Origin of the sequence: Pseudomonas sp. IAC-BECa141, from assembly GCF_020544405.1 — a bacterium.
In the GTDB taxonomy this organism is placed as follows: Bacteria; Pseudomonadota; Gammaproteobacteria; order Pseudomonadales; family Pseudomonadaceae; genus Aquipseudomonas.
In genome coordinates, this window is the sequence record NZ_CP065410.1 from 6,187,146 (window position 1) to 6,211,750 (window position 24,605).

The 24,605-nt window shown below is 60.1% G+C and carries 23 protein-coding genes; 8 read left to right on the forward strand and 15 right to left on the reverse strand.

Features of this window, described 5'->3' with window-relative positions:
- Positions 1 to 341 precede the first annotated feature (341 nt).
- The 8 genes from I5961_RS28430 to I5961_RS28465 are packed head-to-tail and all read left to right on the forward strand — an operon-like array spanning position 342 to position 9,327.
- On the forward strand, positions 342 to 1,256 hold the full coding sequence (locus I5961_RS28430) for a GDP-mannose 4,6-dehydratase (protein ID WP_227233992.1): 915 nt from the start codon (positions 342 to 344) through the stop codon (positions 1,254 to 1,256).
- On the forward strand, positions 1,253 to 2,224 hold the full coding sequence (gene gmd, locus I5961_RS28435) for a GDP-mannose 4,6-dehydratase (RefSeq protein WP_007954189.1): 972 nt from the start codon (positions 1,253 to 1,255) through the stop codon (positions 2,222 to 2,224). The genes I5961_RS28430 and gmd overlap by 4 nt, the downstream gene beginning before the upstream one ends.
- 3 nt (positions 2,225 to 2,227) lie before the next feature.
- Positions 2,228 to 3,670 (forward strand): mannose-1-phosphate guanylyltransferase/mannose-6-phosphate isomerase, encoded by a 1,443-nt coding sequence (locus tag I5961_RS28440; protein WP_085702254.1) that lies wholly within the window; start codon positions 2,228 to 2,230, stop codon positions 3,668 to 3,670.
- Positions 3,671 to 4,468: an ABC transporter permease gene (locus I5961_RS28445; protein WP_227233994.1), complete on the forward strand. Its 798-nt coding sequence runs from the start codon at positions 3,671 to 3,673 to the stop codon at positions 4,466 to 4,468.
- A complete protein-coding gene (locus I5961_RS28450; RefSeq protein ID WP_085696652.1) occupies positions 4,468 to 5,718 on the forward strand; it encodes an ABC transporter ATP-binding protein in 1,251 nt (416 codons plus the stop codon). The genes I5961_RS28445 and I5961_RS28450 overlap by 1 nt, the downstream gene beginning before the upstream one ends.
- Positions 5,715 to 7,082: a glycosyltransferase family 4 protein gene (locus I5961_RS28455; protein ID WP_227233995.1), complete on the forward strand. Its 1,368-nt coding sequence runs from the start codon at positions 5,715 to 5,717 to the stop codon at positions 7,080 to 7,082. The genes I5961_RS28450 and I5961_RS28455 overlap by 4 nt, the downstream gene beginning before the upstream one ends.
- Complete coding sequence (locus I5961_RS28460; protein ID WP_227233997.1) at positions 7,066 to 8,196, forward strand: glycosyltransferase family 4 protein; 1,131 nt, start codon at positions 7,066 to 7,068, stop codon at positions 8,194 to 8,196. Before I5961_RS28455 ends, I5961_RS28460 begins: the two co-directional genes overlap by 17 nt.
- The gene (locus tag I5961_RS28465; protein WP_227233999.1) at positions 8,197 to 9,327 is read left to right on the forward strand and encodes a glycosyltransferase family 4 protein; all 1,131 of its coding nucleotides are present in this window, start codon (positions 8,197 to 8,199) and stop codon (positions 9,325 to 9,327) included.
- 4 nt (positions 9,328 to 9,331) lie between these two features.
- On the opposite strand, the gene I5961_RS28470 is transcribed toward I5961_RS28465, so the two are convergent.
- The 15 genes from I5961_RS28470 to I5961_RS28540 form a co-directional block, all read right to left on the reverse strand.
- Positions 9,332 to 11,362, reverse strand: coding sequence for a pyridoxamine 5'-phosphate oxidase family protein (locus I5961_RS28470; protein WP_227234000.1), 2,031 nt, complete (start codon positions 11,360 to 11,362; stop codon positions 9,332 to 9,334).
- Positions 11,363 to 11,407: 45 nt separating this feature from the next.
- The gene (locus I5961_RS28475) at positions 11,408 to 12,034 is read right to left on the reverse strand and encodes a glutathione S-transferase family protein (RefSeq protein ID WP_085696644.1); all 627 of its coding nucleotides are present in this window, start codon (positions 12,032 to 12,034) and stop codon (positions 11,408 to 11,410) included.
- A 104-nt stretch (positions 12,035 to 12,138) separates the two neighbouring features.
- Entirely contained in the window at positions 12,139 to 13,065 is a 927-nt protein-coding gene (locus tag I5961_RS28480; protein ID WP_227234001.1) for a LysR family transcriptional regulator, read from the reverse strand.
- Between the two features lie 71 nt (positions 13,066 to 13,136).
- Positions 13,137 to 14,969, reverse strand: a complete 1,833-nt coding sequence (gene glmS / locus I5961_RS28485) for a glutamine--fructose-6-phosphate transaminase (isomerizing) (protein ID WP_227234003.1) — start codon at positions 14,967 to 14,969, stop codon at positions 13,137 to 13,139.
- A 2-nt stretch (positions 14,970 to 14,971) separates the two neighbouring features.
- Positions 14,972 to 15,748, reverse strand: coding sequence for a DeoR/GlpR family DNA-binding transcription regulator (locus I5961_RS28490; protein ID WP_085696639.1), 777 nt, complete (start codon positions 15,746 to 15,748; stop codon positions 14,972 to 14,974).
- Between the two features lie 130 nt (positions 15,749 to 15,878).
- Positions 15,879 to 17,246 (reverse strand): bifunctional UDP-N-acetylglucosamine diphosphorylase/glucosamine-1-phosphate N-acetyltransferase GlmU, encoded by a 1,368-nt coding sequence (glmU, locus tag I5961_RS28495; RefSeq protein ID WP_227234004.1) that lies wholly within the window; start codon positions 17,244 to 17,246, stop codon positions 15,879 to 15,881.
- Between the two features lie 119 nt (positions 17,247 to 17,365).
- The gene (locus tag I5961_RS28500; protein ID WP_007954164.1) at positions 17,366 to 17,791 is read right to left on the reverse strand and encodes a F0F1 ATP synthase subunit epsilon; all 426 of its coding nucleotides are present in this window, start codon (positions 17,789 to 17,791) and stop codon (positions 17,366 to 17,368) included.
- 45 nt (positions 17,792 to 17,836) lie between these two features.
- Positions 17,837 to 19,213: a F0F1 ATP synthase subunit beta gene (gene atpD, locus I5961_RS28505; RefSeq protein ID WP_065260117.1), complete on the reverse strand. Its 1,377-nt coding sequence runs from the start codon at positions 19,211 to 19,213 to the stop codon at positions 17,837 to 17,839.
- A 27-nt stretch (positions 19,214 to 19,240) separates the two neighbouring features.
- Positions 19,241 to 20,101, reverse strand: a complete 861-nt coding sequence (gene atpG, locus I5961_RS28510; protein ID WP_040071850.1) for a F0F1 ATP synthase subunit gamma — start codon at positions 20,099 to 20,101, stop codon at positions 19,241 to 19,243.
- Positions 20,102 to 20,151: 50 nt separating this feature from the next.
- The gene (gene atpA / locus I5961_RS28515) at positions 20,152 to 21,696 is read right to left on the reverse strand and encodes a F0F1 ATP synthase subunit alpha (RefSeq protein WP_085696635.1); all 1,545 of its coding nucleotides are present in this window, start codon (positions 21,694 to 21,696) and stop codon (positions 20,152 to 20,154) included.
- A 21-nt stretch (positions 21,697 to 21,717) separates the two neighbouring features.
- The gene (locus tag I5961_RS28520; RefSeq protein WP_227234005.1) at positions 21,718 to 22,254 is read right to left on the reverse strand and encodes a F0F1 ATP synthase subunit delta; all 537 of its coding nucleotides are present in this window, start codon (positions 22,252 to 22,254) and stop codon (positions 21,718 to 21,720) included.
- A 12-nt stretch (positions 22,255 to 22,266) separates the two neighbouring features.
- On the reverse strand, positions 22,267 to 22,737 hold the full coding sequence (locus tag I5961_RS28525) for a F0F1 ATP synthase subunit B (RefSeq protein WP_007954149.1): 471 nt from the start codon (positions 22,735 to 22,737) through the stop codon (positions 22,267 to 22,269).
- A gap of 58 nt (positions 22,738 to 22,795) precedes the next feature.
- Entirely contained in the window at positions 22,796 to 23,053 is a 258-nt protein-coding gene (atpE, locus tag I5961_RS28530) for a F0F1 ATP synthase subunit C (RefSeq protein WP_003097235.1), read from the reverse strand.
- Between the two features lie 134 nt (positions 23,054 to 23,187).
- Positions 23,188 to 24,057, reverse strand: a complete 870-nt coding sequence (atpB, locus tag I5961_RS28535) for a F0F1 ATP synthase subunit A (RefSeq protein WP_085696631.1) — start codon at positions 24,055 to 24,057, stop codon at positions 23,188 to 23,190.
- Positions 24,058 to 24,073: 16 nt separating this feature from the next.
- Positions 24,074 to 24,481, reverse strand: a complete 408-nt coding sequence (locus tag I5961_RS28540; RefSeq protein ID WP_003229783.1) for a F0F1 ATP synthase subunit I — start codon at positions 24,479 to 24,481, stop codon at positions 24,074 to 24,076.
- Positions 24,482 to 24,605: the final 124 nt, after the last annotated feature.

Below are 24,605 nucleotides of genomic sequence, written 5' to 3' on the forward strand. Positions count from 1 at the left end.
CCTGCGTCATCGGGCACGTCTCTGTTCTTGTTTTAATGTTCGGTTTTACCCTGTCGCACGATCCTTGCGAAATGCCGCAGGAGATCGCGCCGAGGGGCATTCTAAACACATCCCCCAAGGATTCGGGAACCGCCCGGCGAGAAAAACCCGACTACTCTGACGAGAACTGACCGGTCACGATTTGCCCGGTTGAAATTGCTGCGCAATTGGCACAGATTGGCAACCAAACAAATACAACAACGACTTCACCCGTCTTCTGACATGGTTTTTCTCTTGGTCTGACAGACATCCCCTTAAAGCCTGTGGGAAGAGGTGAAAGTTAAAGACCGAGGGGTCGCTGTTTGAAAAAGAGTCTGTTCATCACGGGCCTCAGCGGGTTCGTAGGACAACACATCCAGTCACGTCTGCATGGGGAAGACGCGTCGTGGCAACTGCTGCCTGCCGCCGCTGCCTATGACCTGACAAAACCGGACAGCCTCATCGATCTGTGGCCGCAGCTGCCCGATGCGGTCATTCACCTGGCTGGCCAGACCTTTGTCCCCGAAGCCTTCCGCGACCCGGCACGTACGATCGACATCAACCTGCTCGGCACCCTGAACCTGTTGCAGGCACTCAAGACCCGTGGCTTCAAGGGCACGTTCCTGTATGTCAGCTCGGGCGACGTCTACGGCCAGGTTGAAGAAGCCGCACTGCCGATCACCGAACAACAACCGCCCTGCCCGCGCAATCCTTATGCCGTGAGCAAGCTGTCGGCCGAATTCCTCAGCCTGCAATGGGGATTGAGCGAAGGCTGGCCGGTGCTGGTGGCGCGTCCGTTCAACCACATCGGCACCGGGCAGAAGGACAGCTTCGTCATCGCCAGCGCCGCACGGCAGATCAATCGCATCAAGCAAGGGCTGCTGGCACCGCAGCTGGAAGTCGGTGACATCGATGTCACCCGCGACTTCCTTGATGTCGGCGACGTGGTCTCGGCCTATTTCGCGCTGCTGGAAAAAGGCACGCCGGGGCAGGTCTACAACATTTGCTCCGGACATGAGCAAAGCATCCGCAGCCTCATCGAACAGCTGGGCGATCTGGCCGAGGTCGAGTTGCAACTGGTTCAGGATCCGGCACGCATGCGCCGCGCCGATCAGCGTCGCGTCTGCGGCAGCCATCAACGGCTGGCCCGGACCACAGGATGGACGCCGCAAATCACTACACAACAATCCCTGCGGGCGATCCTGTCCGACTGGGAGACGCGAGTACGACAAGAATGACAAAAAGTGCATTGATCACAGGGATCACCGGCCAGGACGGCGCCTATCTGGCCAGACTGCTGCTCGACAAGGGCTACAAGGTTCACGGCCTGGTGGCACGGCGCAGCAGCGACTCACGCTGGCGCCTGCGCGAGATGGGCGTTGAAGCCGATATCGTTTACCTGGACGGCGACATGGCCGACGCCTGCTCGGTGCAGCGTGCGGTGATCAAATCGGCACCGGACGAGGTGTACAACCTGGCGGCCCAGAGCTTCGTCGCTGCCTCCTGGGATCAACCGGTGACCACCGGCATCGTCGATGGCCTGGGCGTGACTCACTTGCTCGAAGCGATCCGTCAGTTCAGTCCGCACACGCGTTTTTATCAGGCGTCCACCAGCGAGATGTTTGGCCTGATCCAGGCCGAGCAGCAGGACGAAAACACCCCGTTCTACCCGCGCAGCCCTTACGGCGTGGCCAAACTCTACGGCCACTGGATCACCGTCAACTACCGCGAAAGTTTCAATCTGCACGCCAGCAGCGGCATCCTGTTCAACCATGAATCGCCACTGCGTGGCATCGAATTCGTGACCCGCAAGGTCACCGACGCGGCCGCCCGCATCAAGCAGGGCAAACAGCAGGAGCTGGCCCTGGGCAACATCGACGCCAAGCGAGACTGGGGGTTTGCCGGTGACTACGTCGAGGCCATGTGGCTGATGCTGCAACAGGACAAGCCTGACGACTTCGTGGTCGCCACCGGGGTGACCACCACCGTGCGCGAGATGTGCCGCATCGCTTTCGATCACGTCGGCCTCAACTACCGCGACTACGTGAAGATCGACCCGGCGTTCTTCCGCCCGGCCGAAGTCGAAGTGCTGCTCGGCAACCCGGCCAAGGCCCAGCGCGTGCTCGGCTGGAAACCCAAGACCGACCTCGACACCCTGATCCGCATGATGATGGATGCGGACATGAAACGCGTCGCCAAGGAGTAGGCCATGCTGATCCCCGTGATTCTGTCCGGCGGTGCCGGCACCCGTTTGTGGCCGGTGTCCCGCGAGGGCCATCCCAAGCCATTCATGACCCTGCCCGACGGCCAGTCGCTGCTGGGCAAGACCTACCGCCGCGCCGCCGCGCTGCTGGACGGCTGGGGCGACATCGTCACGGTGACCAATCGCGAATACTACTTCCAGAGCAAGGATCACTATCAGGCCGCGCGCCTTTCACGCCATCGCGGGCACTTCCTGCTTGAACCCACCGGGCGCAACACTGCACCGGCCATCGCGGCGGCGGCACTGTCGCTGCAAGCCTTGCACGGTGATGCAGCGATCATGGTGGTGATGCCCGCCGACCATTTGATCGTCAACGAAGATGCGCTCAAAAGCGCAGTCGAGCACGCGGTCAATCTGGCGAAAGACGGTTATCTGGTGACCTTCGGTGTGGTGCCGACCGCCCCGGAAACCGGCTTCGGCTACATCGAGACCGGCGCCCCGCTGGATGCAAAAGGCGCAGCCAAGGTCCAGCGTTTCGTGGAAAAGCCCGACCTGCAAACCGCCACCCATTACCTGGAAAGCGGCAACTTCCTGTGGAACTCGGGAATGTTCTGCTTCACCACCGCCACCCTGATCGCCGAGCTGGAGCTGCACGCCCCCGAGCTGCTGGAACAGACCCGCGCCTGCATGGCCGCCAGCGAACCGCTGGAAACCACGGGTTACCTGCAACAGGAACTGTCGCCGCAACTGTTCGCCGAGATCACCGACATTTCCATCGACTACGCGTTAATGGAACGCTCCGAGAAAGTCGTGGTGGTGCCCGCCGGTTTCGACTGGAGCGATATCGGTTCGTGGGGCGCAGTCGCCGCGCTGGTGCCGGCCGACGCCGATAACAATCGCGCCAGCGGCGAGGCGATCTTCATCGACAGCCGCAACAACTTCGTTCAAAGCGAAGGCCGGCTGGTGGCCGCAGTAGGTGTTGAAGACCTGATCGTCATCGACACCGCCGACGCCGTGCTGGTGGCCCACGCCGACCGTGCGCAGGATGTGCGGCGGGTGGCCAAACAGCTCAAGGACAAATCTCACGAAGCCTATCGTCTGCATCGCACGGTCAGCCGTCCGTGGGGCACCTACACCGTGCTTGAGGAAGGCCCGCGCTTCAAGATCAAGCGCATCGTGGTCAAACCCGGCGGCAAGCTGTCGTTGCAGATGCACCATCACCGCAATGAACACTGGGTGGTGGTCGAAGGCATGGCCAAGGTCACCAACAACGGCAGCGGCACGACCCTGGTGGCAAAGAACGAATCAACGTTTATCGCCGCCGGTCACAAGCATCGCCTGGAGAACCCCGGCGTCATCGACCTGGTGATCATCGAAGTGCAAAGTGGCGAATACCTGGGAGAGGACGACATCGTCCGCTTCGAAGACCAATACGGCAGGACGGTGTGAATGCTGCTTTCCCTGTACCGCTCGCTGCATGACTACCGGGGTTTCATCCTCGGTAGCGTCAAGCGGGAGTTTCAAGCGCGGTATCGCAATTCGCTGTTCGGCGCGCTGTGGACGGTACTCAACCCGCTGTCGATGATCATCGTGTACACGGTGATCTTTTCCCACATCATGCGCGCCCGTCTGCCCGGCGTGGACGACGGCACGGCCTACAGCGTCTACCTGTGCGCCGGGCTGCTGACCTGGGGCCTGTTCTCGGAAATCACCCTGCGCAGCCAGAACATGTTTCTGGAGAACGCCAACCTGCTGAAGAAAATCAGCTTCCCGCGCCTTTGCCTGCCGGTGATCGTGCTGCTCAATGCCGGGATCAACTTCGCGATCATCATCGGCCTGTTCCTCGGCTTTCTGTTGATCACCGGACGCTGGCCGGGCATGGCCCTGTTGGCACTGGTGCCGCTGCTGGCGCTGCAAGTGCTGTTCTGCGCCGGGCTGGGCATGATCCTCGGCGTGCTCAACGTGTTCTTTCGCGATGTCGGACAGCTATTCGCCATCTGCCTGCAATTCTGGTTCTGGCTGACCCCGATCGTGTACCCGCTGAGCATCCTGCCCGAGTGGGTGCAGCACCTGTTGCAGCTCAATCCGCTGACCAATCTGATCGGCAGTTATCAGAACCTGTTTCTCTACGGTCAGTGGCCGGTGTGGAATTCGCTGCTGCCGATCTTCGTGATCGGCCTGCTGTTGTGTGCGGTCGGCCTGCGCCTGTTTCGCCGGCGGGTCGGCGAAATGGTGGATGAACTCTGATGGGGTACATACGCGTTACCGGCCTGGGCAAGGCCTACAAGCAGTACCCCACTCGCTGGAGTCGCCTGGCCGAATGGCTGATACCGTTTTCGCCAATGCGCCATCGCCAGCACTGGGTGCTGCAAGACGTGAATTTCGAGATCGCCCCCGGCGAAGCGGTGGGCATTGTCGGGGTCAACGGCGCCGGCAAAAGCACCCTGCTGAAAATGATCACCGGCACCACTCAGCCGACCTGCGGCCAGATCCAACTCGAGGGCCGGGTCGCCGCGCTGCTGGAACTGGGCATGGGCTTTCATCCGGACTTCACCGGCCGACAGAACGCAATCATGGCCGGGCAACTGCTGGGCATGCAGGTCGAAGACATCGAAGCACTGATGCCGGACATCGAACGCTTCGCGGAAATCGGCGAGGCCATCGATCACCCGGTGCGCACCTACTCCAGCGGCATGCAGATGCGTCTGGCCTTCAGCGTCGCCACCGCGCGCCGCCCCGACATTCTGATCGTCGACGAAGCACTGTCGGTGGGCGACGCCTACTTTCAGCACAAAAGCTTCGACCGCATCCGCAGCTTCCGCAAGGCCGGCACCACGCTGTTGATCGTGTCCCACGACCGTTCGGCGATCCAGTCGATCTGCGACTCGGCGATCCTGCTCGAGGGCGGCCACATGGTCATGCACGACAAGCCCGAAGCGGTGATGGATTACTACAATGCCCTGCTCGCCGAGCGCGAAGGCCAGACCGTGCGCCAGGAACTGCTCGACGGCGGCCAGGTACGCACCGTGTCCGGCACCGGCGAGGCCGGGATCCTCAGCGTGCGTCTGCTCGATGAACGCGAACGCTCTATCGACGCCGCCGAAGTCGGTCAGCCGGTGACACTGGAAGTCGAGGTGGAGATTCGTCAGGACATCGAACGGCTGGTGCTCGGCTTCCTGATCAAGGATCGCCTGGGCCAGGCCATGTACGGCATCAATACCCACCGCCAGAACCAGGCGCTGGAAGACCTGCGGGCGGGTGAGCGCATCACCTATCGCTTCGCCTTCGTCATGGGCTTGGGCAAGGGCAACTATTCAGTCGCCCTGAGCCTGTCGCGACTGGACTCGCACCTGGACCGCAACTTCGAATGGCGCGACTACGGTCTGGTATTTCACGTAATCAACAACCGCAAGGAAGATTTCGTCGGCTGTTCCTGGCTGGGCGCCCACACGTCGATCACCCGCCATGCGGACAACCTCGCGGAGCGTGCGCCATGACCCGCCTGCTGGTCGAATGCACCCACGTCTTCAAACACCCGAAGGTCAATTCGGGGATTCAGCGGGTGGTGCGCAACGTCATCAAACAGCTGCCGCCGAGTGCCGAAGGCGTCGAATGCGTGCCGGTGGTTCTGCTCAAGGGCCAGTTATACCGTGTGAAGCGTCTGGCGCCGCTGGATTCGCCGCTGTTCAATGCCATCGTCACATTTGGCGAACGCCTGGAACGGCTGGCTCATCGTTTCTGGCAGCTGCATCAACGGCTGGACACCCGTTGCCGCACAAAACTGGCACGACGCGTGTTGTACGTCGGCTATCGCCTGACCTCGTTCGGTGCATTCGGGCTACCGCTGCGGCTGGTCGAGCAGGTCAATCGCTATCAAATGCCTCAACGCTGTGAGCCACTGCAACACCAGCCAGGCGATCAACTGGTGCTGCTGGATTCGTCATGGCATTCGGACTTTTTCCTGCATGCCGAGCGCCTCAAACAGGAAGGCCTGGGCCTCGTTGCGGTGATCTACGACCTGATTCCGCTGTCCCATCCGCAGTTCTACGACACGCGGCTGGTCGAGGTGTACAGCGAGTGGTTCGACTGGATCGCCCGCAACGCCGACGGCTTCATGGCGATTTCCGCCACGGTGCGCGATCAGGTGCGGGCAGAACTGCAACGTCGCCTGGGATCGGCGCAAGTCGGCAAACGCTGGTTCGACTACTTTCACCTCGGTTCGGAGCTGGATCTGCAGAGCGTCGAAGCCGGCGTCGAACCACGTTTGCAACAGCTGTTCGCCACACCGGAGCCGGTGTTTCTGATGGTCAGCACCATCGAGCCGCGCAAGAACCACGACTATCTGCTGGATGCCTTCGACCATGCCTGGGCGAACGGCTCGAAAGCTCGCTTGTGCATTGCCGGGCGCATTGGCTGGAAGTGCGACGCGCTGCTTGCGCGGATCCGCAATCATCCCGAACTGAACCGGCGTCTGTTCATGTTCAACGACTTGAGCGACACCAGCCTGGAACACGCTTACGCTCATGCCAGCGCACTGGTGTTTCCGTCGTTCATCGAAGGTTTCGGCCTGCCGCTGGTGGAAGCGATGCAGCGCGGGCTGCCGGCGATGGGCAGTGACATACCGGTGTTCCGCGAGATCGGCGGTGAATTCATGGCGTATTTCGATCTGCAATCGCCGCACAGCCTCGCCGATCTGGTGCAGACCTTTGAACGCAGCGGTCGATTCCCCGCGGCCCGCGATGTGAGCGACTGGCAATGGATCGGCTGGCGCGAAGCCAGCGCGCAACTGGCCGAGCGTACCGCGCGCCATGTGCTGGAGGCACCTGAGGTGTCAGCGAGGCAACATGCGCATAGCCCTTAACGCCCGGATTCTCCAGGCACCGCGCACCGGCATCGGCCATTACGTGGCCGAGCTGGTGAATGCCTTGCACGCGGAAACCGATATCGAAGTGGCGCTGTTCCATGGCTGGGGCTGGAGCTCGCAACTGCCGGAAGCGACGATGCCCGGTTATTCGCGCCTGACGCCGCTGCTGCGACAGATCCCTGGCGCCTATCAGGCGCGCCGCTGGCTGGAGCAGAAACGCTTCGATCAGGGCCCTGCGCAACCGGTCGATCTGTATCACGAACCAAGCCTGTGGCCGCTGGCCTTCGACGGCCCGACCGTGATCACCCTGCACGATCTCACGCACCTGCATTTCCCCGAGACCCAGCCGCCGGCACGGCTGCGGGAAATCGAACGGCGGCTCGCCGACGGCGTACGCCAGGCGCGGATCATTCTGACCGACTCACAAGCCATCGCTGACGAGGCCCGGGATTATTTCGGACTGCCTGCCGAGCGCTTCGTGGTCGCGCCGCTGGGTGTCGCCGAGCGCTTCCATCCGCGCGAGCCGCACGACATCGATGCGGTGCTCAAGGCCCATGCGGTCGAGTGCCGGGAGTATTTCCTGTGTGTCGGGACTCTGGAGCCGCGCAAGAACCTTAACCTGGCCCTGCGCGCCCACGGGCGGCTGCCGGAACGGGTGCGCCAGCGTTTCCCGCTGTTGATCGTCGGCATGGCCGGCTGGCAGCGCGATCAGTTCAGTGAAGAATTGAATCAGGCGCTGGCTTGCGGGCACGTGTGCCTGCTCGGCTATTTGCCCGATGAGCAAGTCGCGCAATTGCTGGCCGGCGCCCGGGCGCTGGTTTTTCCGTCGCTGTATGAGGGGTTCGGCCTGCCGGTGCTGGAAGCGATGGCCAGCGGCACGCCGGTGGTGCTCACCCGCTCTTCGGCCATGCCGGAAGTGGCGGGCGATGCCGGCAACTATATTGAAGCTGACGATGCAGACGGCTTGCGCGATGCGATGAGCCGACTGATCGATGATCAAGCGCACTGGCAGGCATGCCGGGAAGCCGGATTGCAGCAGGCACGGCTTTTTTCCTGGAAGCGTTGCGCGCAGGCCACGGCCGGCGCCTACCACCAGGCCATGGGAGGTTGAATGCGGGTTCTCCATTTTTTCAAGACATACCTGCCTGACTCGGTCGGCGGTATCGAACAAGTCATCTTTCAACTCTGCGAAAGTGGCGCCCAGCACGGCATCGAAGGTCAGGTACTGACGCTCAGCGCCAATCCCGAGCCAGCCGTGGTACGCCTTGGCCAGCACGAAGTGCATCGGGCCAGACTGGACGTGCAGTTCGCCTCCACCGGGTTTTCCTGGAGCGTGTTCAAGCAGTTTCGCGAACTGGCCGCCGAAGCCGACGTGATCAACTACCACTTCCCGTGGCCGTTCATGGATCTGGTGCACTTCGCCAGCGGCGTGAACAAACCGACGGTGGTGACGTACCACTCGGACATCATTCGCCAGAAGCACCTGCTCAAACTTTATCGCCCCCTGATGAACCGCTTTCTCGCCAGCGCCGACCGGATTGTCGCGGCTTCGCCGAACTACCTGCACACCAGCGATGTGTTGCAGCAGTTTCGGGACAAGACCCGCGTCATCCCGTATGGATTGAACAAGGCAGGTTATCCACAGCCCGACGTCGAGCGCATGAACCGCTGGCGTCAGCAGCTTGGGGATAAGTTTTTCCTGTTCGTCGGGGTAATGCGCTATTACAAGGGCCTGCACATCCTGCTCGACGCCTTGAAAGACGTGGACTATCCGGTGGTGATCGTCGGCGCCGGCCCGCTGGAGCAGGAACTGCACGCCCAGGCCGCCGCGCTGGGCCTGCGCAACATTCATTTCCTCGGCCGTCTGAGCGATGAAGACAAGGTCGCCCTGCTGCAACTGAGCTACGCCATCGTATTCCCGTCGCACCTGCGCTCGGAAGCGTTCGGCATTTCGCTGCTCGAAGGCGCGATGTACGGCAAACCGATGATCTCCAGCGAGATCGGCACCGGCACCAGCTATATCAATATCCACAACGAAACCGGACTGGTGGTGCCACCGAGTCATCCACAGGCGTTTCGTGAAGCGATGCGCACCCTGTGGGAAAACCCGGCCCGCGCCGCCGAAATGGGCCTCAAGGCTGAGGCCCGTTATCGGCAGTTATTCACAGCCGATGAGATGGGCCGCAAGTGGACCGAGTTGTATCAGGAGCTGCTGGAAGAAAAGGCATTGTCCTTCGCCTGATCCGTTACAGATCCAGCACCAGCGGCTGGGCACTTTGTGCCGGTACCGCGCAGCAAATCAGCACCTGCCCCTCCTCCGGCACGTCCGCCGGAGGCTGTGGATAATTCACCGCGCCGCTGATCAGCCGTGTCTTGCAGGTGCCGCACGAACCACCGCGGCAACTGAATTCCGGACGCAGACCGCGGCTTTCAGCCAGCTCCAGCAAACTGCCGCCGTCAGGCTGCCAGCGTGCTTCCTTGGCCGAACGCTCGAACACCACCGGCACCGACGTGGTCGCGGCGGGCAATTGCTCGATCACGATCGCATCCGGATCGGCTTGGCGCTTGAGGGTCGAAGGGCCGAAGGTTTCGGCGTGGATCTGCCCGTCCCGCACATCCAGTTCACGCAAAGTGTCGTAGATCCCCTGGGTAAAACCGCCGGGACCACAGAGCACAAAGTCGACCTGATCAAAGTCCTCGTCGGTCAGCAGATTGCGCAATAGATCGCCATCGATACGGCCACGAATATCGAAATCCTCGCCTTGCACCAGATCGTCCTCTGGCTGGCTGAGCACTCGCAACACCTTCACGGCGTCACCGGCGTCTTCCAGCAAGCGATCCAGCTCCGCGCGAAACGGCTGGTCGGCGAGGCTGCGGGAGCTCTGAACAAACAGGGTCGGACGAATCCGCCGAGTCCGCAGGCCCTGATACACCACCTCACGCAGCATCGACAGCAACGGCGTGATGCCGACTCCGGCGGCGAGCAACACCAATGGACGGCGTTCCAACGCCGCGACGGTGAAATGTCCTTGAGGCAAGCGCGCCTCCAGTACATCGCCCACGCGAATCTGCTCGTGCAGGTGCGTCGACACACGACCTTCACGTTTGACGCTGATCCGAAAGAAATCGTCTGACGGCGCGCCCGACAGGCTGTAGGTGCGGATGTGCACCTCGCCATCGAGGTTGAACCGCAGCGGCAGGTGTTGCCCTGCCAGAAACACCGGCAGACCCGCGCCGTCGTCCGGCTCCAGATAGATCGAGCGGATGTGGCGGCTTTCCATTTCGATCCTGGACACCCGCAATGGCCGCCAGCTGTCACCCAATGCCTTGGCCTGCAACCGTGCATCGGCCTGGGCCCAGTTACCGGTCAGCAGACTGGTTGGCGACATACCCTCGAAGCGCCAGCGCAGAGCCAGGGCCGCCGGACGTCGAACCAGCTTTTCCACTTCAAATGTCCACAACCGCTCGGCGCCCTGGAAGGCTTCGATCTGCGGCCCTTCGAGAATCACCTCGGTACGACCGCTGAGCTGCAACACATCGCCTGTGGAAAAGTCGATAAACAGCAAACCGGCCAAGGGATTCAGCAGCAGATTGCCGAGGGTGTTGAAGTGCAGATTGCCGGCAAAATCCGGGATCGTCAGGCGATTGCCTTCGATCCGCACAAAACCCGGCTGGCCGCCACGGTGAGAAACATCCACCGAACGCTCACCGTCGACATCAACGTAACTGGCGACAAAGAACGTGTCGGCGCTTTCAATCAGCGCAATGGCGGCGTCATCGAGGCTGTCACGGTGTTCGGCCTTGCGAGTCTGCGGATCCGTCAGTGGCACCCGCTGAAACTGGCGCAATTGGATGTACTGCGGACAGTTGCCGAACGACTGATCTACCGTCAGCGCAAAACCGTCCGCCCCCAGGCTGCCAATATGGCCATTGAGCCGATTGCGCCGGCGGGTGTGCAGCTCGATGCCGAGCAATCCGATCGCGGCGCCGGCCTGCAACTGCGCCGGATCATCGGCAGCCGGCAGACTGGCGAACTGCAGTTGCGTCGGCTCGGGAGAGTGAGCAAAACCCGGCTCCCCCTCCAGCACACTGGCCCAGGGGCGACCTTCGGCATCCACCGCGCCGTACAGCATGAAGGGCAATTGCTGATAGAACTGGCGGTGCTGATCCGGCATCCAGGTGCGAATCACCTTACGACCGAATTCCTCCATGCGTTCGGCAACGCCGACATGGGCCTGCAATTGTTGCTCGCCAGCGTGCCACGGTGAACGTTCCATCTCGGCCTCTCCCCTGCACCCTCGGCGCAGTGTGGATGATCAATGTCAGGCGGTGGTTTGCAGGCCGGCGACAGTGCGCGGCATGCCGACAAAACCGGGCAGCGCTTCGATGCGCGAGAGCCAGGCGCGAACGTTAGCGTAGTCGTCCAGCGACACATTGCCTTCCGGCGCATGGGCGATGTAACTGTAGGCCGAGACATCGGCAATGGTCGGCTCGCTACCCACCAGGTACGGGGTTTTGCCCAGTTCCTGATCCATCACCTTGAGAAAGTTATGCGCACGGGTGATCACTTCCTCGGCGTTGAACTTCGCTCCGAATACCGTGATCAGGCGGGCGGCGGCGGGACCGAAAGCAATTGGCCCGGCGGCTGCGGACAACCAGCGCTGTACGTGCGCGGCGCCGACCGGATCGCTTGGCAGCCAGCGACCATTACCGTATTTCTGTGCCAGGTAGACGAGGATCGCGTTGGAGTCGGCCAGCACCACGCCGTTGTCATCAATGGCCGGTACTTGCCCGAAGCTGTTGATCGCCAGGTAGCCGGGCTGTTTGTGCTCGCCTTTGGCCAGATCGACAAAGATCAGCTCGGTCGGCAATTGCAGCAGGGACAACATCAGCTCGACGCGATGGGCGTGGCCGGAACGCGGGAAGTTGTAGAGTTTGATCGCTTGCATGGTCGACTCCGTTGAATGATGGCGCCGTTCAGGGTGGACGGCGGCCGTGGGAGCCATCTTCCACCTATCGTGAAAACAACAGAATCACCAGCAAACGCAATCCATTATTTCTCTGGATGAAATAAAGCGGCATTTTTCAAGGCGGGATGCTCACGCAATGCGTTCACCATGAAGTCGACAAAACTGCGCACCCTCGCCGGCGCCTTGCGCCCGCCCTGATACACCACATGGATCGGCAGCGCAGGCAATTCAAACTCGGCGAGGACGATTTCCAGTTCGCCGGAAGCCACCTTGCTGGCCACCTGATAAGACAGCACACGGGTCAGCCCCAGGCCCAGCGACGCTGCCGTGATCGCAGCCTGATTGGCGGTGACCACCAGACGCGGCTCCGGTCTTACGCCAATGAGTTCACCGTTTTCCATGAATGGCCAGCTGCGCTGCTGGCCGATGGCCGACGTCGCCACCACCGGCGCCCCTGCCAGGGCCTGTGGATGGGTCGGCCGGCCATGGACCGCAAAGTACTCCGGCGAGCCACAAATCACCCGCCGCACCTCACCGACCCGGATCGCATGCTGATTGCTGTCCGGTAGCTCGCCGATACGTATCGCGACGTCGACACCCTCCTCGACCATGCTCACCACCCGGTCGAGCAACAGGGCGTTGATGGCAACGTCCGGGTATTGCGTCAGATAACGCGCCATCACCGGTGTGACAAACAACTCGCCGAACAAAACGGGCGCCGTCACCATCAACTGCCCACGGGGCTGGGTATGACTGCCGGCAGCGGAATCCTCCGCTTCCTGCACCTCGGCGAGAATTCTCCGACAGTCTTCCAGATAACGCAGACCCGCTTCGCTCAGATGCACGCTGCGGGTGGTACGAATCAGCAACTGCGTACCGATCCGCTGCTCCAGCGCCGCCACCGCCCGGGTCACGCTGGCTGCCGACAGACCCAAGCGCCGCGCAGCAGCAGAAAAACCCTGCTCCTGGGCGACGATGGCGAAAACCTGCATTTCCTGGAAGCGATCCATGGTGTCCTCGATCCGGATAAAAAAATCGCAGCCGAAGCTGCGATTTTATTGGGTGATCCACTGTGGATAACTTATTCCACCGTCACCGACTTCGCCAGGTTACGCGGCTGATCCACGTCAGTTCCCTTGAGCACCGCGACGTAATACGACAGCAGTTGCAGCGGAATGGTATAGAGGATCGGCGACAGAATGTCGTGGATGTGCGGCATCTGCACCACATGAGTGCCTTCGCCGTTGGTCATCCCGGCCTTCTCGTCGGCGAACACGATCAGTTCGCCGCCGCGGGCGCGGACTTCCTGCAGGTTGGATTTGAGTTTCTCCAGCAGCTCGTTGTTAGGCGCGACGGTCACCACCGGCATGTCGTTATCCACAAGCGCCAGCGGACCGTGCTTCAATTCGCCGGCCGGGTAGGCTTCGGCGTGAATGTAAGAGATTTCCTTGAGCTTCAAGGCCCCCTCCATCGCTACCGGGAATTGCGCGCCACGGCCCAGGAACAGCGTGTGGTTCTTCTCGGCAAACAACTCTGCGATCTTTTCCACCGTGCTGTCCATCGCCAGCGCTTCGCCCAGACGGGTTGGCAGACGACGCAGTTCTTCGACCAGCGTGGCTTCAACGCCTTTGCCCAATGTGCCGCGCACTTGGCCCAGAGACAGGGTCAGCAACAGCAGACCAACCAGTTGCGTGGTGAACGCCTTGGTCGAGGCCACACCGATTTCGCGACCGGCCTGGGTCAGCAGAGTCAGGTCGGACTCGCGCACCAGCGAGCTGATGCCGACGTTGCAGATCGCCAGGCTTCCCAGGAAACCCAGTTCCTTGGCGTTGCGCAGGGCGGCCAGGGTGTCGGCGGTTTCGCCGGACTGGGAGATGGTGACGAACAGAGTGTCGGGCTGCACCACCACCTTGCGGTAGCGGAACTCGCTGGCGACCTCGACCTGACAAGGAATGCCGGCCAGCTCTTCGAGCCAGTAACGGGCAACCATCCCGGCGTGATAACTGGTGCCGCACGCCACGATCTGCACGTTGCGCACTTTGGCGAACAGTTCAGCGGCTTGTGGGCCAAACGCCTGAACGAGCACCTGATCCGAACTCAATCGACCTTCCAGGGTGCGCTGCACCACGGATGGCTGCTCGTGGATTTCCTTGAGCATGTAGTGACGGAACTCGCCTTTGTCGGCGGCTTCGGCGCCATCGGTGTACTGGACGGTCTGGCGCTCGACGGCTTTACCGGTCACGTCCCAGATCTGCACCTTGTCACGCTGGATCTCGGCGATATCGCCCTCTTCCAGGTACATGAAACGGTCGGTGACCTGACGCAGGGCCAGTTGGTCGGAAGCGAGGAAGTTCTCGCCCAGACCCAGACCGATGACCAATGGGCTGCCGCTGCGGGCAGCAACCAGACGATCCGGTTGCTGCGCGTGGATGACCGCCAGACCGTAAGCGCCATGCAGCTCCTTGACCGCAGCCTTGAGGGCGTCGGTCAGGTCCGGCAGCGTCTTGAGTTTCTCAGTCAGCAGGTGGGCGATGACTTCAGTGTCAGTATCGGAACTGAACACATAGCCTTGCGCCTTGAGTTGTTCACGCAGCGCCTCATGGTTTTCGATGATGCCGTTGTGCACGACAGCGATGTCACCGGAGAAATGCGGGTGGGCATTGCGTTCGCTCGGTGCACCGTGGGTCGCCCAGCGGGTGTGGGCGATACCGAGACGGCCGACCAGCGGATGTTCGGCCAGAGCGGCGTCGAGTTCGCTGACCTTGCCCACACGGCGGGTGCGTTCGAGGGTTGCGTCATTGGTAAAGACAGCCACGCCTGCGCTGTCATAGCCCCGGTACTCCAGACGCTTGAGGCCTTCGACCAGAATGGCGGTGATATTACGTTCAGCAACGGCGCCGACAATTCCACACATGCTTATTTCTCCTGACTGACAGTCGCGCAAATCAAGTTGATACCGCGAGCCTGAATCTGATCCCGTGCGTCTGAAGGCAGGCGATCATCGGTAATTAGGGTATGGACGCTGCTCCATGGCAGCTCCAGGTTGGGAATCTTGCGGCCGATCTTGTCGGCCTCGACCATCACGATCACTTCCCGCGCCACTTCCGCCATCACCCGGCTGAGGCCGAGCAATTCATTGAACGTGGTGGTACCGCGCACCAGGTCGATGCCATCGGCACCGATAAACAACTGGTCGAAGTCGTAAGAGCGTAGTACCTGCTCCGCGACCTGGCCCTGAAAGGACTCCGAGTGCGGATCCCAGGTGCCGCCGGTCATCAACAGCACAGGCTCGTGTTCGAGTTCGCTCAGGGCGTTGGCCACATGCAGGGAGTTGGTCATCACCACAAGACCCGGCTGCTGGCCGAGTTCGGGAATCATCGCGGCGGTGGTGCTGCCGCTGTCGATGATGATGCGCGCATGCTCGCGGATGCGTGTAACCGCAGCCCGGGCGATCGCCTGTTTGTATTTGGAAACACTGAGGCTGGCGTCCGCCACCAGCTCATGCGGCATGGTGATGGCTCCACCGTAGCGACGCAGCAGCAGGCCATGACTTTCCAGCGCGGCGAGATCCTTGCGAATCGTAACTTCCGAAGTTTCGAAGCGCTTCGCGAGTTCGTCGACACTCACTTCGCCCTGTTCATTGAGCAAGGCAAGAATGTTGTGACGGCGCTGAGGTGTATTGCGTTTCGACATGGCTGATTAAGTTTCGATTCGAAAGATAACGGAAGCAATCAAAACCTATCAGTTGCAAGTCGTCAAGCCGACGCCCATAAAAAAAGACCGCCGGCGGCGGTCTTTTGAGATTTCAAGCGTTGTGGATAACTCAGTTCTTTTTGATTTTCTCAGGCCGCTTCCAGCCATCGATATTTCTCTGCCGCGCCCGGCCAACCGCCAATTGCGCGTTATCCACATTCTGGGTGATGGTCGAACCGGCCGCAGTGGTTGCACCGGCGGAGATATCCACAGGCGCCACCAGCGAGTTGTTGGAACCGATGAACACATCCTCACCCAACACGGTTTTCCACTTGTTGGCGCCGTCGTAGTTGCAGGTGATGGTGCCGGCGCCGATGTTGGTGCGCGCACCAATCTCGGCGTCGCCCAGATAAGTCAGGTGCCCGGCCTTGGCGCCTTCACCCATGCGGGCGTTTTTCAGCTCGACGAAGTTACCCACATGGGCGCGGGCCTCCAGCACGGTGCCCGGTCGCAGACGGGCAAACGGGCCGGCATCGCTGCCTTCGCCCAACACCGCGCCTTCGATATGGCTGTTGGCCTTGACCACCACGCCCTTACGCAGAGTGCTGTCCTTGATCACGCAGTTCGGGCCGATGACCACGTCATCCTCGATGACGACCTTGCCTTCGAGAATCACGTTGATGTCGATCAGCACGTCGCGACCCACGGTCACTTCGCCACGCACATCAAACCGGGCCGGATCACGCAGAGTGACACCCTGGGCCATCAGACGGCGACCGGCGCGCAACTGATAGTGACGCTCCAGTTCGGAGAGTTGTTTGCGATCATTGGCGCCCTGCACTTCCATCGGGTCGTGCGGTTGTTCAGTGGCGACGGTCAGGCCATCGCTGACTGCCATCTCGATCACATCGGTCAGGTAGTACTCGCCCTGAGCGTTGTTGTTCGACAGGCGACTCATCCAGTCCGCCAGACGATTTGCCGGCACAGCGAGAATGCCGGTATTGCCTTCGGTAATCGCCCGCTGTGCTTCGCTGGCGTCCTTGTGCTCAACGATCGCGGTAACCTTGCCGTCGGCGTCGCGCACGATGCGGCCATAACCGGTCGGGTCAGCCAGTTCGACGGTGAGCAAACCCATCTGCCCGGGCACAACGTGCTTGAGCAGGCGCTGCAGGGTTTCGACTTCGATCAACGGCACATCACCGTAGAGAATCAGTACGGTATCGGCAGTGATGAACGGAACAGCCTGAGCCGTGGCGTGACCAGTGCCCAGTTGCTTGTCCTGCAGCACGAAATTCAGGTCATCGGCGGCCAGACGTTCGCGTACCACATCCGCGCCGTGGCCAATCACCACATGAATCCGTTGTGGATCAAGTTGACGAGCGCTGTGGATAACATGCCCAAGCATGGAGTCGCCGGCAATCGGGTGCAGCACTTTGGGCAGCGCGGAACGCATGCGAGTGCCTTGGCCGGCCGCGAGGATAACGATTTCAAGAGACATGACTGGCTACCAATCCTGGGTGGTCAGCAACTGCGACCGGGGGTTTTGAAAGTCGGAAAAGAAAAAAGGGTAGCCGAGGCTACCCTTTTTTATCAATCGCACAACAAGTGGCTGACGGATTAACCGCCAAACTTCTTGCGGATCTGCTGGACGGTGCGCAGCTGAGCTGCAGCCTCGGCCAGACGTGCGGATGCAGCTCCGTAGTCGAAATCTGCGCTCTTCTCATGCAGAGCAGCTTCGGCAGCCTTGAGAGCTGCTTGAGCCTGAGCTTCATCCAGGTCGGCGGCACGTTGCACGGTATCGGCAAGCACCTTGACCATGTTCGGCTGAACCTCGAGGAAACCACCGGAGATGTAGAACACCTCGGCTTCCCCGCCTTGCTTGATCAGGCGGATCGGACCTGGCTTCAGATTAGTGATCAGCGGCGCGTGGCCCAGAGCGATACCAAGATCACCCAGAGCACCGTGCGCAATCACCATCTCGACCAGGCCGGAAAAGATCTCTCCTTCCGCGCTGACGATGTCGCAATGGACTGTCATAGCCATCTGATTGCCTCAACCTAAATTAGCGCCCGTTGCCGGGCGCCTGGATTACAGTTTCTTGGCTTTCTCGATCGCTTCTTCGATGCCGCCGACCATGTAGAACGCTTGTTCTGGCAGGTGGTCGTAGTCACCGTTGAGGATGCCTTTGAAGCCAGCAATGGTGTCTTTCAGGGAAACGTATTTACCCGAAGCACCGGTGAAGACTTCAGCCACGAAGAACGGCTGCGACAAGAAGCGCTGGATCTTACGAGCACGGGCTACCAACTGCTTGTCGGTTTCCGACAGCTCGTCCATACCCAGGATCGCGATGATGTCCTTCAGCTCTTTGTAACGCTGCAGCACGTACTGAACGCCACGAGCGGTCTCGTAGTGCTCGTTGCCGATCACGTTCGGGTCCAGCTGACGCGAAGTCGAGTCCAGTGGGTCTACCGCCGGGTAGATACCCAGGGAAGCGATGTCACGGGACAGAACGACGGTGGCGTCCAGGTGAGCAAACGTGGTTGCTGGCGACGGGTCGGTCAGGTCGTCCGCAGGTACGTATACGGCCTGGATCGAAGTAATCGAACCTTGCTTGGTCGAAGTGATGCGCTCTTGCAGCACGCCCATCTCTTCAGCCAGGGTCGGCTGGTAACCCACTGCCGAAGGCATACGGCCCAGCAGTGCGGATACTTCGGTACCGGCCAGGGTGTAACGGTAGATGTTGTCGACGAACAGCAGAACGTCGTTACCTTCGTCACGGAACTTCTCGGCCATGGTCAGACCGGTCAGCGCTACACGCAGACGGTTTCCCGGTGGCTCGTTCATTTGACCGTAGACCAGGGCTACCTTGTCGAGAACGTTGGAGTCCTTCATCTCGTGGTAGAAGTCGTTACCCTCACGAGTACGCTCACCCACACCGGCGAACACGGAATAACCGCTGTGCTCGATGGCGATGTTGCGGATCAGTTCCATCATGTTTACGGTCTTGCCTACACCGGCACCACCGAACAGACCGACTTTACCGCCCTTGGCGAACGGGCAGACCAGGTCGATAACCTTGATACCGGTTTCGAGCAGGTCGTTGCCACCTGCCTGTTCAGCGAAGGAAGGAGCGGCGCGGTGGATACCCCAGCGCTCTTCTTCGCCGATCGGGCCGGCTTCGTCGATCGGGTTGCCCAGTACGTCCATGATCCGGCCCAGGGTCGCTTTACCGACCGGTACGGAGATGGCTGCGCCAGTGTTGTTGACGTCCAGACCGCGCTTCAAGCCTTCGGTGGAGCCCATCGCAATGGTACGAACCACGCCGTCGCCCAGCTGCTGCTGAACTTCCAGAGTGGTTTCGGCGCCTTGAACCTTCAAGGCGTCGTAGATGCTCGGTACGCTGTCGCGTGGAAATTCCACGTCGATAACGGCGCCGATGATTTGAACGATACGTCCGCTACTCATAGCTGGATCCTCTGAATATTTGAACCGTTAAACCGCGGCAGCGCCGCCGACGATTTCCGAGATCTCTTGGGTGATCGCAGCCTGACGCGCCTTGTTGTAGATCAGCTGCAAATCGCTGATCAAATCACCGGCGTTGTCGGTAGCGTTCTTCATCGCGATCATCCGCGCAGCCTGTTCAGCCGCGTTGTTCTCGACCACCGCCTGGTACACCTGCGACTCCACGTAACGCACCATCAAGCCGTCAAGCAGCTCTTTGGCGTCTGGTTCGTAGAGATAGTCCCAGTGGTGCTTGAGTTCTTGATCCGGGGTCGCCACCAGTGGAATCAACTGCTCCACGGTAGGCTGTTGCGTCATGGTGTTGATGAACTTGTTGGATACCACGGACAGGCGGTCGATACGGCCGTCCAGATAAGCATCCAGCATCACCTTGACGCTGCCGATCAGATCGTTGATCGACGGTTCTTCACCCAGGTGGCTGATAGCTGCAACGACGTTACCGCCGAAGTTGCGGAAAAAGGCCGCACCCTTGCTACCAACGACACACAGATCAATCTCGACGCCGTTTTCGCGGTTTACCGCCATGTCCTTGACCAGAGCCTTGAACAGGTTGGTGTTCAAGCCGCCGCACAGACCACGGTCACTGCTCACCACGACATAGCCGACGCGCTTGACGGCGCGGTCGATCATGAACGGATGGCGGTATTCCGGGTTGGCGTTGGCCAGATGCCCAATTACCTGGCGGATACGCTCCGCATAAGGGCGGCTAGCAGCCATGCGCATTTGTGCCTTGCGCATTTTGCTGACCGCCACTTTTTCCATGGCGCTGGTAATTTTTTGCGTGCTTTTGATGCTCGCAATCTTACTGCGAATCTCTTTTGCGCCTGCCATGTAACACCTATCAGGTTAGCAAGCGGGAGCCTTGCGGCTCCCGCTGCGGCTTACCAGGTTTGGGTGGCCTTGAACTTCTCGATACCAGCCTTCAGGCCAGCGTCGATTTCGTCATTGAAGTCACCTTTAACGTTGATCTTGGCCATCAAATCGGCGTGATCGCGGTTGAAGTAAGCAATCAGCGCTTGCTCGAAGCTGCCGACTTTGGCGATTTCAATGTCAGTCAGGAACCCACGCTCAGCGGCATACAGCGACAGCGACATGTCGGCGATCGACATTGGCGCGTATTGCTTCTGCTTCATCAGCTCGGTAACGCGCTGACCATGCTCAAGTTGCTTGCGGGTCGCTTCGTCCAGATCAGAAGCGAACTGGGCGAATGCCGCCAGTTCACGGTACTGAGCCAGAGCGGTACGGATACCACCGGACAGCTTCTTGATGATCTTGGTCTGAGCGGCACCACCCACACGGGATACCGAAACACCGGCGTTCACTGCAGGACGGATGCCCGAGTTGAACATGGCCGATTCCAGGAAGATCTGACCGTCGGTGATGGAAATCACGTTGGTCGGAACGAACGCGGAAACGTCGCCAGCCTGGGTTTCGATGATCGGCAGTGCGGTCAGGGAACCGGTTTTGCCGGTGACTGCGCCGTTGGTGAACTTCTCTACGTACTCTTCCGAAACGCGGGATGCGCGCTCCAGCAGACGGGAGTGGAGATAGAACACGTCGCCTGGGTAGGCTTCACGTCCTGGTGGACGGCGCAGCAGCAGGGAAATCTGGCGGTAAGCCACTGCTTGCTTGGACAGATCGTCATAAACGATCAGCGCGTCTTCACCGCGGTCGCGGAAGAATTCACCCATGGTGCAACCGGAGTACGGAGCCAGGAATTGCAGTGCTGCAGATTCCGAAGCGCTCGCTGCAACGATGATGGTGTTGGCCAGTGCACCGTTTTCTTCCAGCTTGCGAACCACGTTGGCGATGGTCGATTGCTTCTGACCGATTGCCACGTAGACGCAGAAAATGCCGCTGTCTTTCTGGTTGATGATCGCGTCGATCGCCAGAGCGGTTTTACCGATCTGACGGTCACCGATGATCAGCTCACGCTGGCCACGGCCGACAGGGATCATGGCATCGACAGCCTTGTAGCCAGTCTGTACAGGCTGGTCTACCGACTTACGCCAGATCACGCCCGGAGCAACTTTCTCGACCGCGTCGGTCTCGGTGTTGCCCAGTGGACCTTTGCCGTCAACAGGGTTACCCAGTGCGTCGACAACGCGACCCAGCAGTTCCTTACCAACCGGAACTTCGAGGATGCGGCCGGTGCACTTGGCGCTCATGCCTTCAGCCAGAGTCGTGTATGCGCCCAGTACAACGGCACCTACGGAGTCTTGCTCCAGGTTGAGGGCCATACCGTAGACGCCGCCCGGAAACTCGATCATCTCGCCGTACATGACGTCGGCCAGACCGTGAATCCGCACGATACCGTCAGATACGCTGACGACAGTGCCTTCGTTACGGGCTTGGGAGGTCACATCGAGCTTTTCGATGCGGCCCTTGATAATTTCACTTATTTCGGAAGGATTGAGTTGCTGCATTGCTCTGCTGCCCCTTCAAACTCAAGATTTCAATGCTTCGGCAAGTTTCGCGATTTTGCCGCGAATCGAGCCATCGATAACCAGGTCGCCGGTGCGGATGACGACACCCCCTATAAGGGAAGCATCCTCCGCAACTTGCAGGCGCACTACCCGGCTGAGTCGTGCACTGAGAACCTTGGCGAGTTTGTCTTGCTGTTCTTGGTTCAATGCAAAAGCACTGGTCACTTCAACGTCTACCGATTTCTCTTGTTCGGCCTTGTACAGGTCGAAAAGAGCGGCAATCTCCGGCAGAAGCGGGAGACGGTCGTTCTCGGCAACGACATTGATGAAGTTCTGTGCCTTGGCATCAAACTTGTCGCCGCACACGTCAATGAACGTGGCGGCCTTTTCTGCGCTCGTCAGTCGCGGGGCCTTGAGCACGCGCTGCATGGTGTCGTCTTGCGACACCGCTGCTGCCAGGCCGAGCATGGCTGACCAATTGGCCAGTTGCTGGTGGGCCTGAGCGTGCTCGAAGGCCGCCTTAGCGTAAGGTCGGGCCAACGTGGTCAGTTCTGCCATGATCGCCCTCGCTTAGATTTCAGCAGCCAGTTGGTTAACCAGCTCTGCGTGCGCGTTTTGATCGATTGTGGCACCCAGGATCTTCTCGGCGCCGCCGACAGCCAGCAAGCCCACTTGGGCGCGCAGCTTGTCTTTGACACTGTTCAGTTCCTGTTCGATCTCGGCTTGAGCCTGAACCTTCACACGGTCAGCATCGACGCGGGCCTTTTCAACGGCCTCTTCGACAATCTGGTTACCGCGTTTCTTGGCTTGCTCGATGATTTCAGCTGCCTGAGCTTTCGCTTCGCGCAGTTGCTGACCCGCTTTTTCTTGGGCCAACTCCAGGTCGCGAGCTGCACGGCTGGCAGCGTCCAGACCATCAGCGATCTTCTTTTGACGTTCGTGCAGAGCTGCGATGACCGGAGGCCATACGAACTTCATGCAGAACAGTACAAAAATCAGGAACGCAACGGACTGGCCAATCAGGGTCGCATTAATGTTCACGCCAACACCTCGCAGTTACGTTGTCCATCACACCAAATCACTCGGAAAATCCGAATGATTAGCCAGCGATCTGACCAACGAACGGGTTCGCAAAGGTGAAGAACAGAGCGATACCAACACCGATCATGGTTACGGCGTCGAGCAGACCGGCAACGATGAACATTTTAACTTGCAGCATTGGAACCATTTCTGGCTGACGCGCTGCGCCTTCCAGGAACTTGCCGCCCAGCAGGCCGAAACCAATTGCGGTACCCAGTGCGCCCAGGCCGATCAACAGTGCAACAGCGATAGCGGTTAGACCAACTACAGTTTCCATCTTTCCTCCCGACTTTTACGTCGTATGGTTTAGGTTTTTTAGATTAAAGCGGTAAAACAAATCGTTTCATGGTGCCCCGTGAGGAGCCCCTTCCCGTTTGACCGGGAAGGACATCAGACTAGTCGAGACTGGTCTTAATGGTTTTCTTCGTGCGCCATCGACAGGTAGACGATGGTCAGCATCATGAAGATGAACGCCTGCAGGGTGATGATCAGGATGTGGAACACAGCCCACGCCCACTGCAGGACAACGCCCAGGCCGCTCAGCCAGAGCAGGCCGCTGCCGAACATCACAGCGATCAGGATGAACACCAGCTCGCCGGCATACATGTTGCCGAACAGACGCAGAGCGAGAGAGATCGGTTTGGCGATCAGGGTCACGAATTCCAGCAGGAAGTTCACCGGAATCAGCAGGGCCTGAACGAAGATGTTCTTGCTGCCGAACGGATGCAGGGTCAGCTCGCCGATGAAGCCGCCGAGGCCCTTGACCTTGATGCTGTAGAAAATGATCAGTGCGAAAACCGAGAACGCCATGCCCAGGGTCGCGTTCGGGTCAGTAGTCGACACGGCGCGGAACGGGATGTGGTGGTCGCCGGAGATCAGGACGGCCAGCTGAGGAATCCAGTCGACCGGTACCAGGTCGACGGCGTTCATCAGGAACACCCAGACGAAGATGGTCAGTGCCAGCGGTGCGATCACCGGGCTACGGCCATGGAAGCTGTCTTTCACGCTGCCATCGACGAATTCGACCAGGACTTCAACGAAGTTCTGCAGCGCACCCGGCTGACCGGAAGTCGCCTTCTTGGCCGCCATGCGGAAAAGAATGACGAAGATCAGACCCAGCGCGACCGACCAGCCGAGGGTATCGACGTGGAAAGCCCAGAAGCCCATTTCCTTGGCTTCTGCTGCGGTGTGGGCAAAGCCCCAGCCGCCGTTGGGTAGCTGACCGAAGGTCAGGTTCTGCAAGTGGTGCTGGATATAGCCCGAAGCGGTTGTTTCTGCCATGGTTGCCTCAAACGCCCTAAGGTCTCGAAAGTCTTGTTCTCATCAGCAGGGGAGCGAACCAGCTGACCGACTGAGTCAGCACGAACGCGCCGAATACAGCAATCGGCGCCAGTGGCTTCACACCTGCAAACACCAGTGCAAACAGCACTGCCGTCAAAATCAGTTTGCCTGCCTCGCCGGCATAGAAAGACCGGACGATGGACTGGGCTGCTCGGGCGCCGGAAAACCGAAAAGCCTTATGAGCGAAATAAACATTGGGCAGCAAGGCTATCAGGCCTCCGCAAAGTCCCGAGTATCCGGCAACGACTCCGTGCCATTGCCAGAGCGCCAAAGCGGCAATGAGCAAAATGACAAATTGAGCCATCAACACCGGAAAAACCGCCAGGCGATGGAACGGCAGGCGGTTTGGCTTGCGGGTTTCCATCACTATTGCTCTCCAATGGTCGGCTGCCAAAATTCAATAACTTGGCATAATTTGTGCCGACAAAATGCGCGCAGAGTATAGGGGCGGTTCTGCCCCTATTCAACTGTCAGGTAGTGATTTCCGA

What these genes read in the sequence shown, in the direction of transcription:
- gmd (WP_007954189.1), top strand. Translation starts at nt 1,253, where the DNA reads ATGACAAAAAGTGCATTGATCACAGGGATCACCGGCCAGGACGGCGCC.
- I5961_RS28440 (WP_085702254.1), top strand. Translation starts at nt 2,228, where the DNA reads ATGCTGATCCCCGTGATTCTGTCCGGCGGTGCCGGCACCCGTTTGTGG.
- I5961_RS28445 (WP_227233994.1), top strand. Translation starts at nt 3,671, where the DNA reads ATGCTGCTTTCCCTGTACCGCTCGCTGCATGACTACCGGGGTTTCATC.
- I5961_RS28450 (WP_085696652.1), top strand. Translation starts at nt 4,468, where the DNA reads ATGGGGTACATACGCGTTACCGGCCTGGGCAAGGCCTACAAGCAGTAC.
- I5961_RS28455 (WP_227233995.1), top strand. Translation starts at nt 5,715, where the DNA reads ATGACCCGCCTGCTGGTCGAATGCACCCACGTCTTCAAACACCCGAAG.
- I5961_RS28460 (WP_227233997.1), top strand. Translation starts at nt 7,066, where the DNA reads ATGCGCATAGCCCTTAACGCCCGGATTCTCCAGGCACCGCGCACCGGC.
- I5961_RS28465 (WP_227233999.1), top strand. Translation starts at nt 8,197, where the DNA reads ATGCGGGTTCTCCATTTTTTCAAGACATACCTGCCTGACTCGGTCGGC.
- I5961_RS28470 (WP_227234000.1), bottom strand. Translation starts at nt 11,362, where the DNA reads ATGGAACGTTCACCGTGGCACGCTGGCGAGCAACAATTGCAGGCCCAT.
- I5961_RS28475 (WP_085696644.1), bottom strand. Translation starts at nt 12,034, where the DNA reads ATGCAAGCGATCAAACTCTACAACTTCCCGCGTTCCGGCCACGCCCAT.
- I5961_RS28480 (WP_227234001.1), bottom strand. Translation starts at nt 13,065, where the DNA reads ATGGATCGCTTCCAGGAAATGCAGGTTTTCGCCATCGTCGCCCAGGAG.
- glmS (WP_227234003.1), bottom strand. Translation starts at nt 14,969, where the DNA reads ATGTGTGGAATTGTCGGCGCCGTTGCTGAACGTAATATCACCGCCATT.
- I5961_RS28490 (WP_085696639.1), bottom strand. Translation starts at nt 15,748, where the DNA reads ATGTCGAAACGCAATACACCTCAGCGCCGTCACAACATTCTTGCCTTG.
- glmU (WP_227234004.1), bottom strand. Translation starts at nt 17,246, where the DNA reads ATGTCTCTTGAAATCGTTATCCTCGCGGCCGGCCAAGGCACTCGCATG.
- I5961_RS28500 (WP_007954164.1), bottom strand. Translation starts at nt 17,791, where the DNA reads ATGGCTATGACAGTCCATTGCGACATCGTCAGCGCGGAAGGAGAGATC.
- atpD (WP_065260117.1), bottom strand. Translation starts at nt 19,213, where the DNA reads ATGAGTAGCGGACGTATCGTTCAAATCATCGGCGCCGTTATCGACGTG.
- atpG (WP_040071850.1), bottom strand. Translation starts at nt 20,101, where the DNA reads ATGGCAGGCGCAAAAGAGATTCGCAGTAAGATTGCGAGCATCAAAAGC.
- atpA (WP_085696635.1), bottom strand. Translation starts at nt 21,696, where the DNA reads ATGCAGCAACTCAATCCTTCCGAAATAAGTGAAATTATCAAGGGCCGC.
- I5961_RS28520 (WP_227234005.1), bottom strand. Translation starts at nt 22,254, where the DNA reads ATGGCAGAACTGACCACGTTGGCCCGACCTTACGCTAAGGCGGCCTTC.
- atpE (WP_003097235.1), bottom strand. Translation starts at nt 23,053, where the DNA reads ATGGAAACTGTAGTTGGTCTAACCGCTATCGCTGTTGCACTGTTGATC.
- atpB (WP_085696631.1), bottom strand. Translation starts at nt 24,057, where the DNA reads ATGGCAGAAACAACCGCTTCGGGCTATATCCAGCACCACTTGCAGAAC.
- I5961_RS28540 (WP_003229783.1), bottom strand. Translation starts at nt 24,481, where the DNA reads ATGGAAACCCGCAAGCCAAACCGCCTGCCGTTCCATCGCCTGGCGGTT.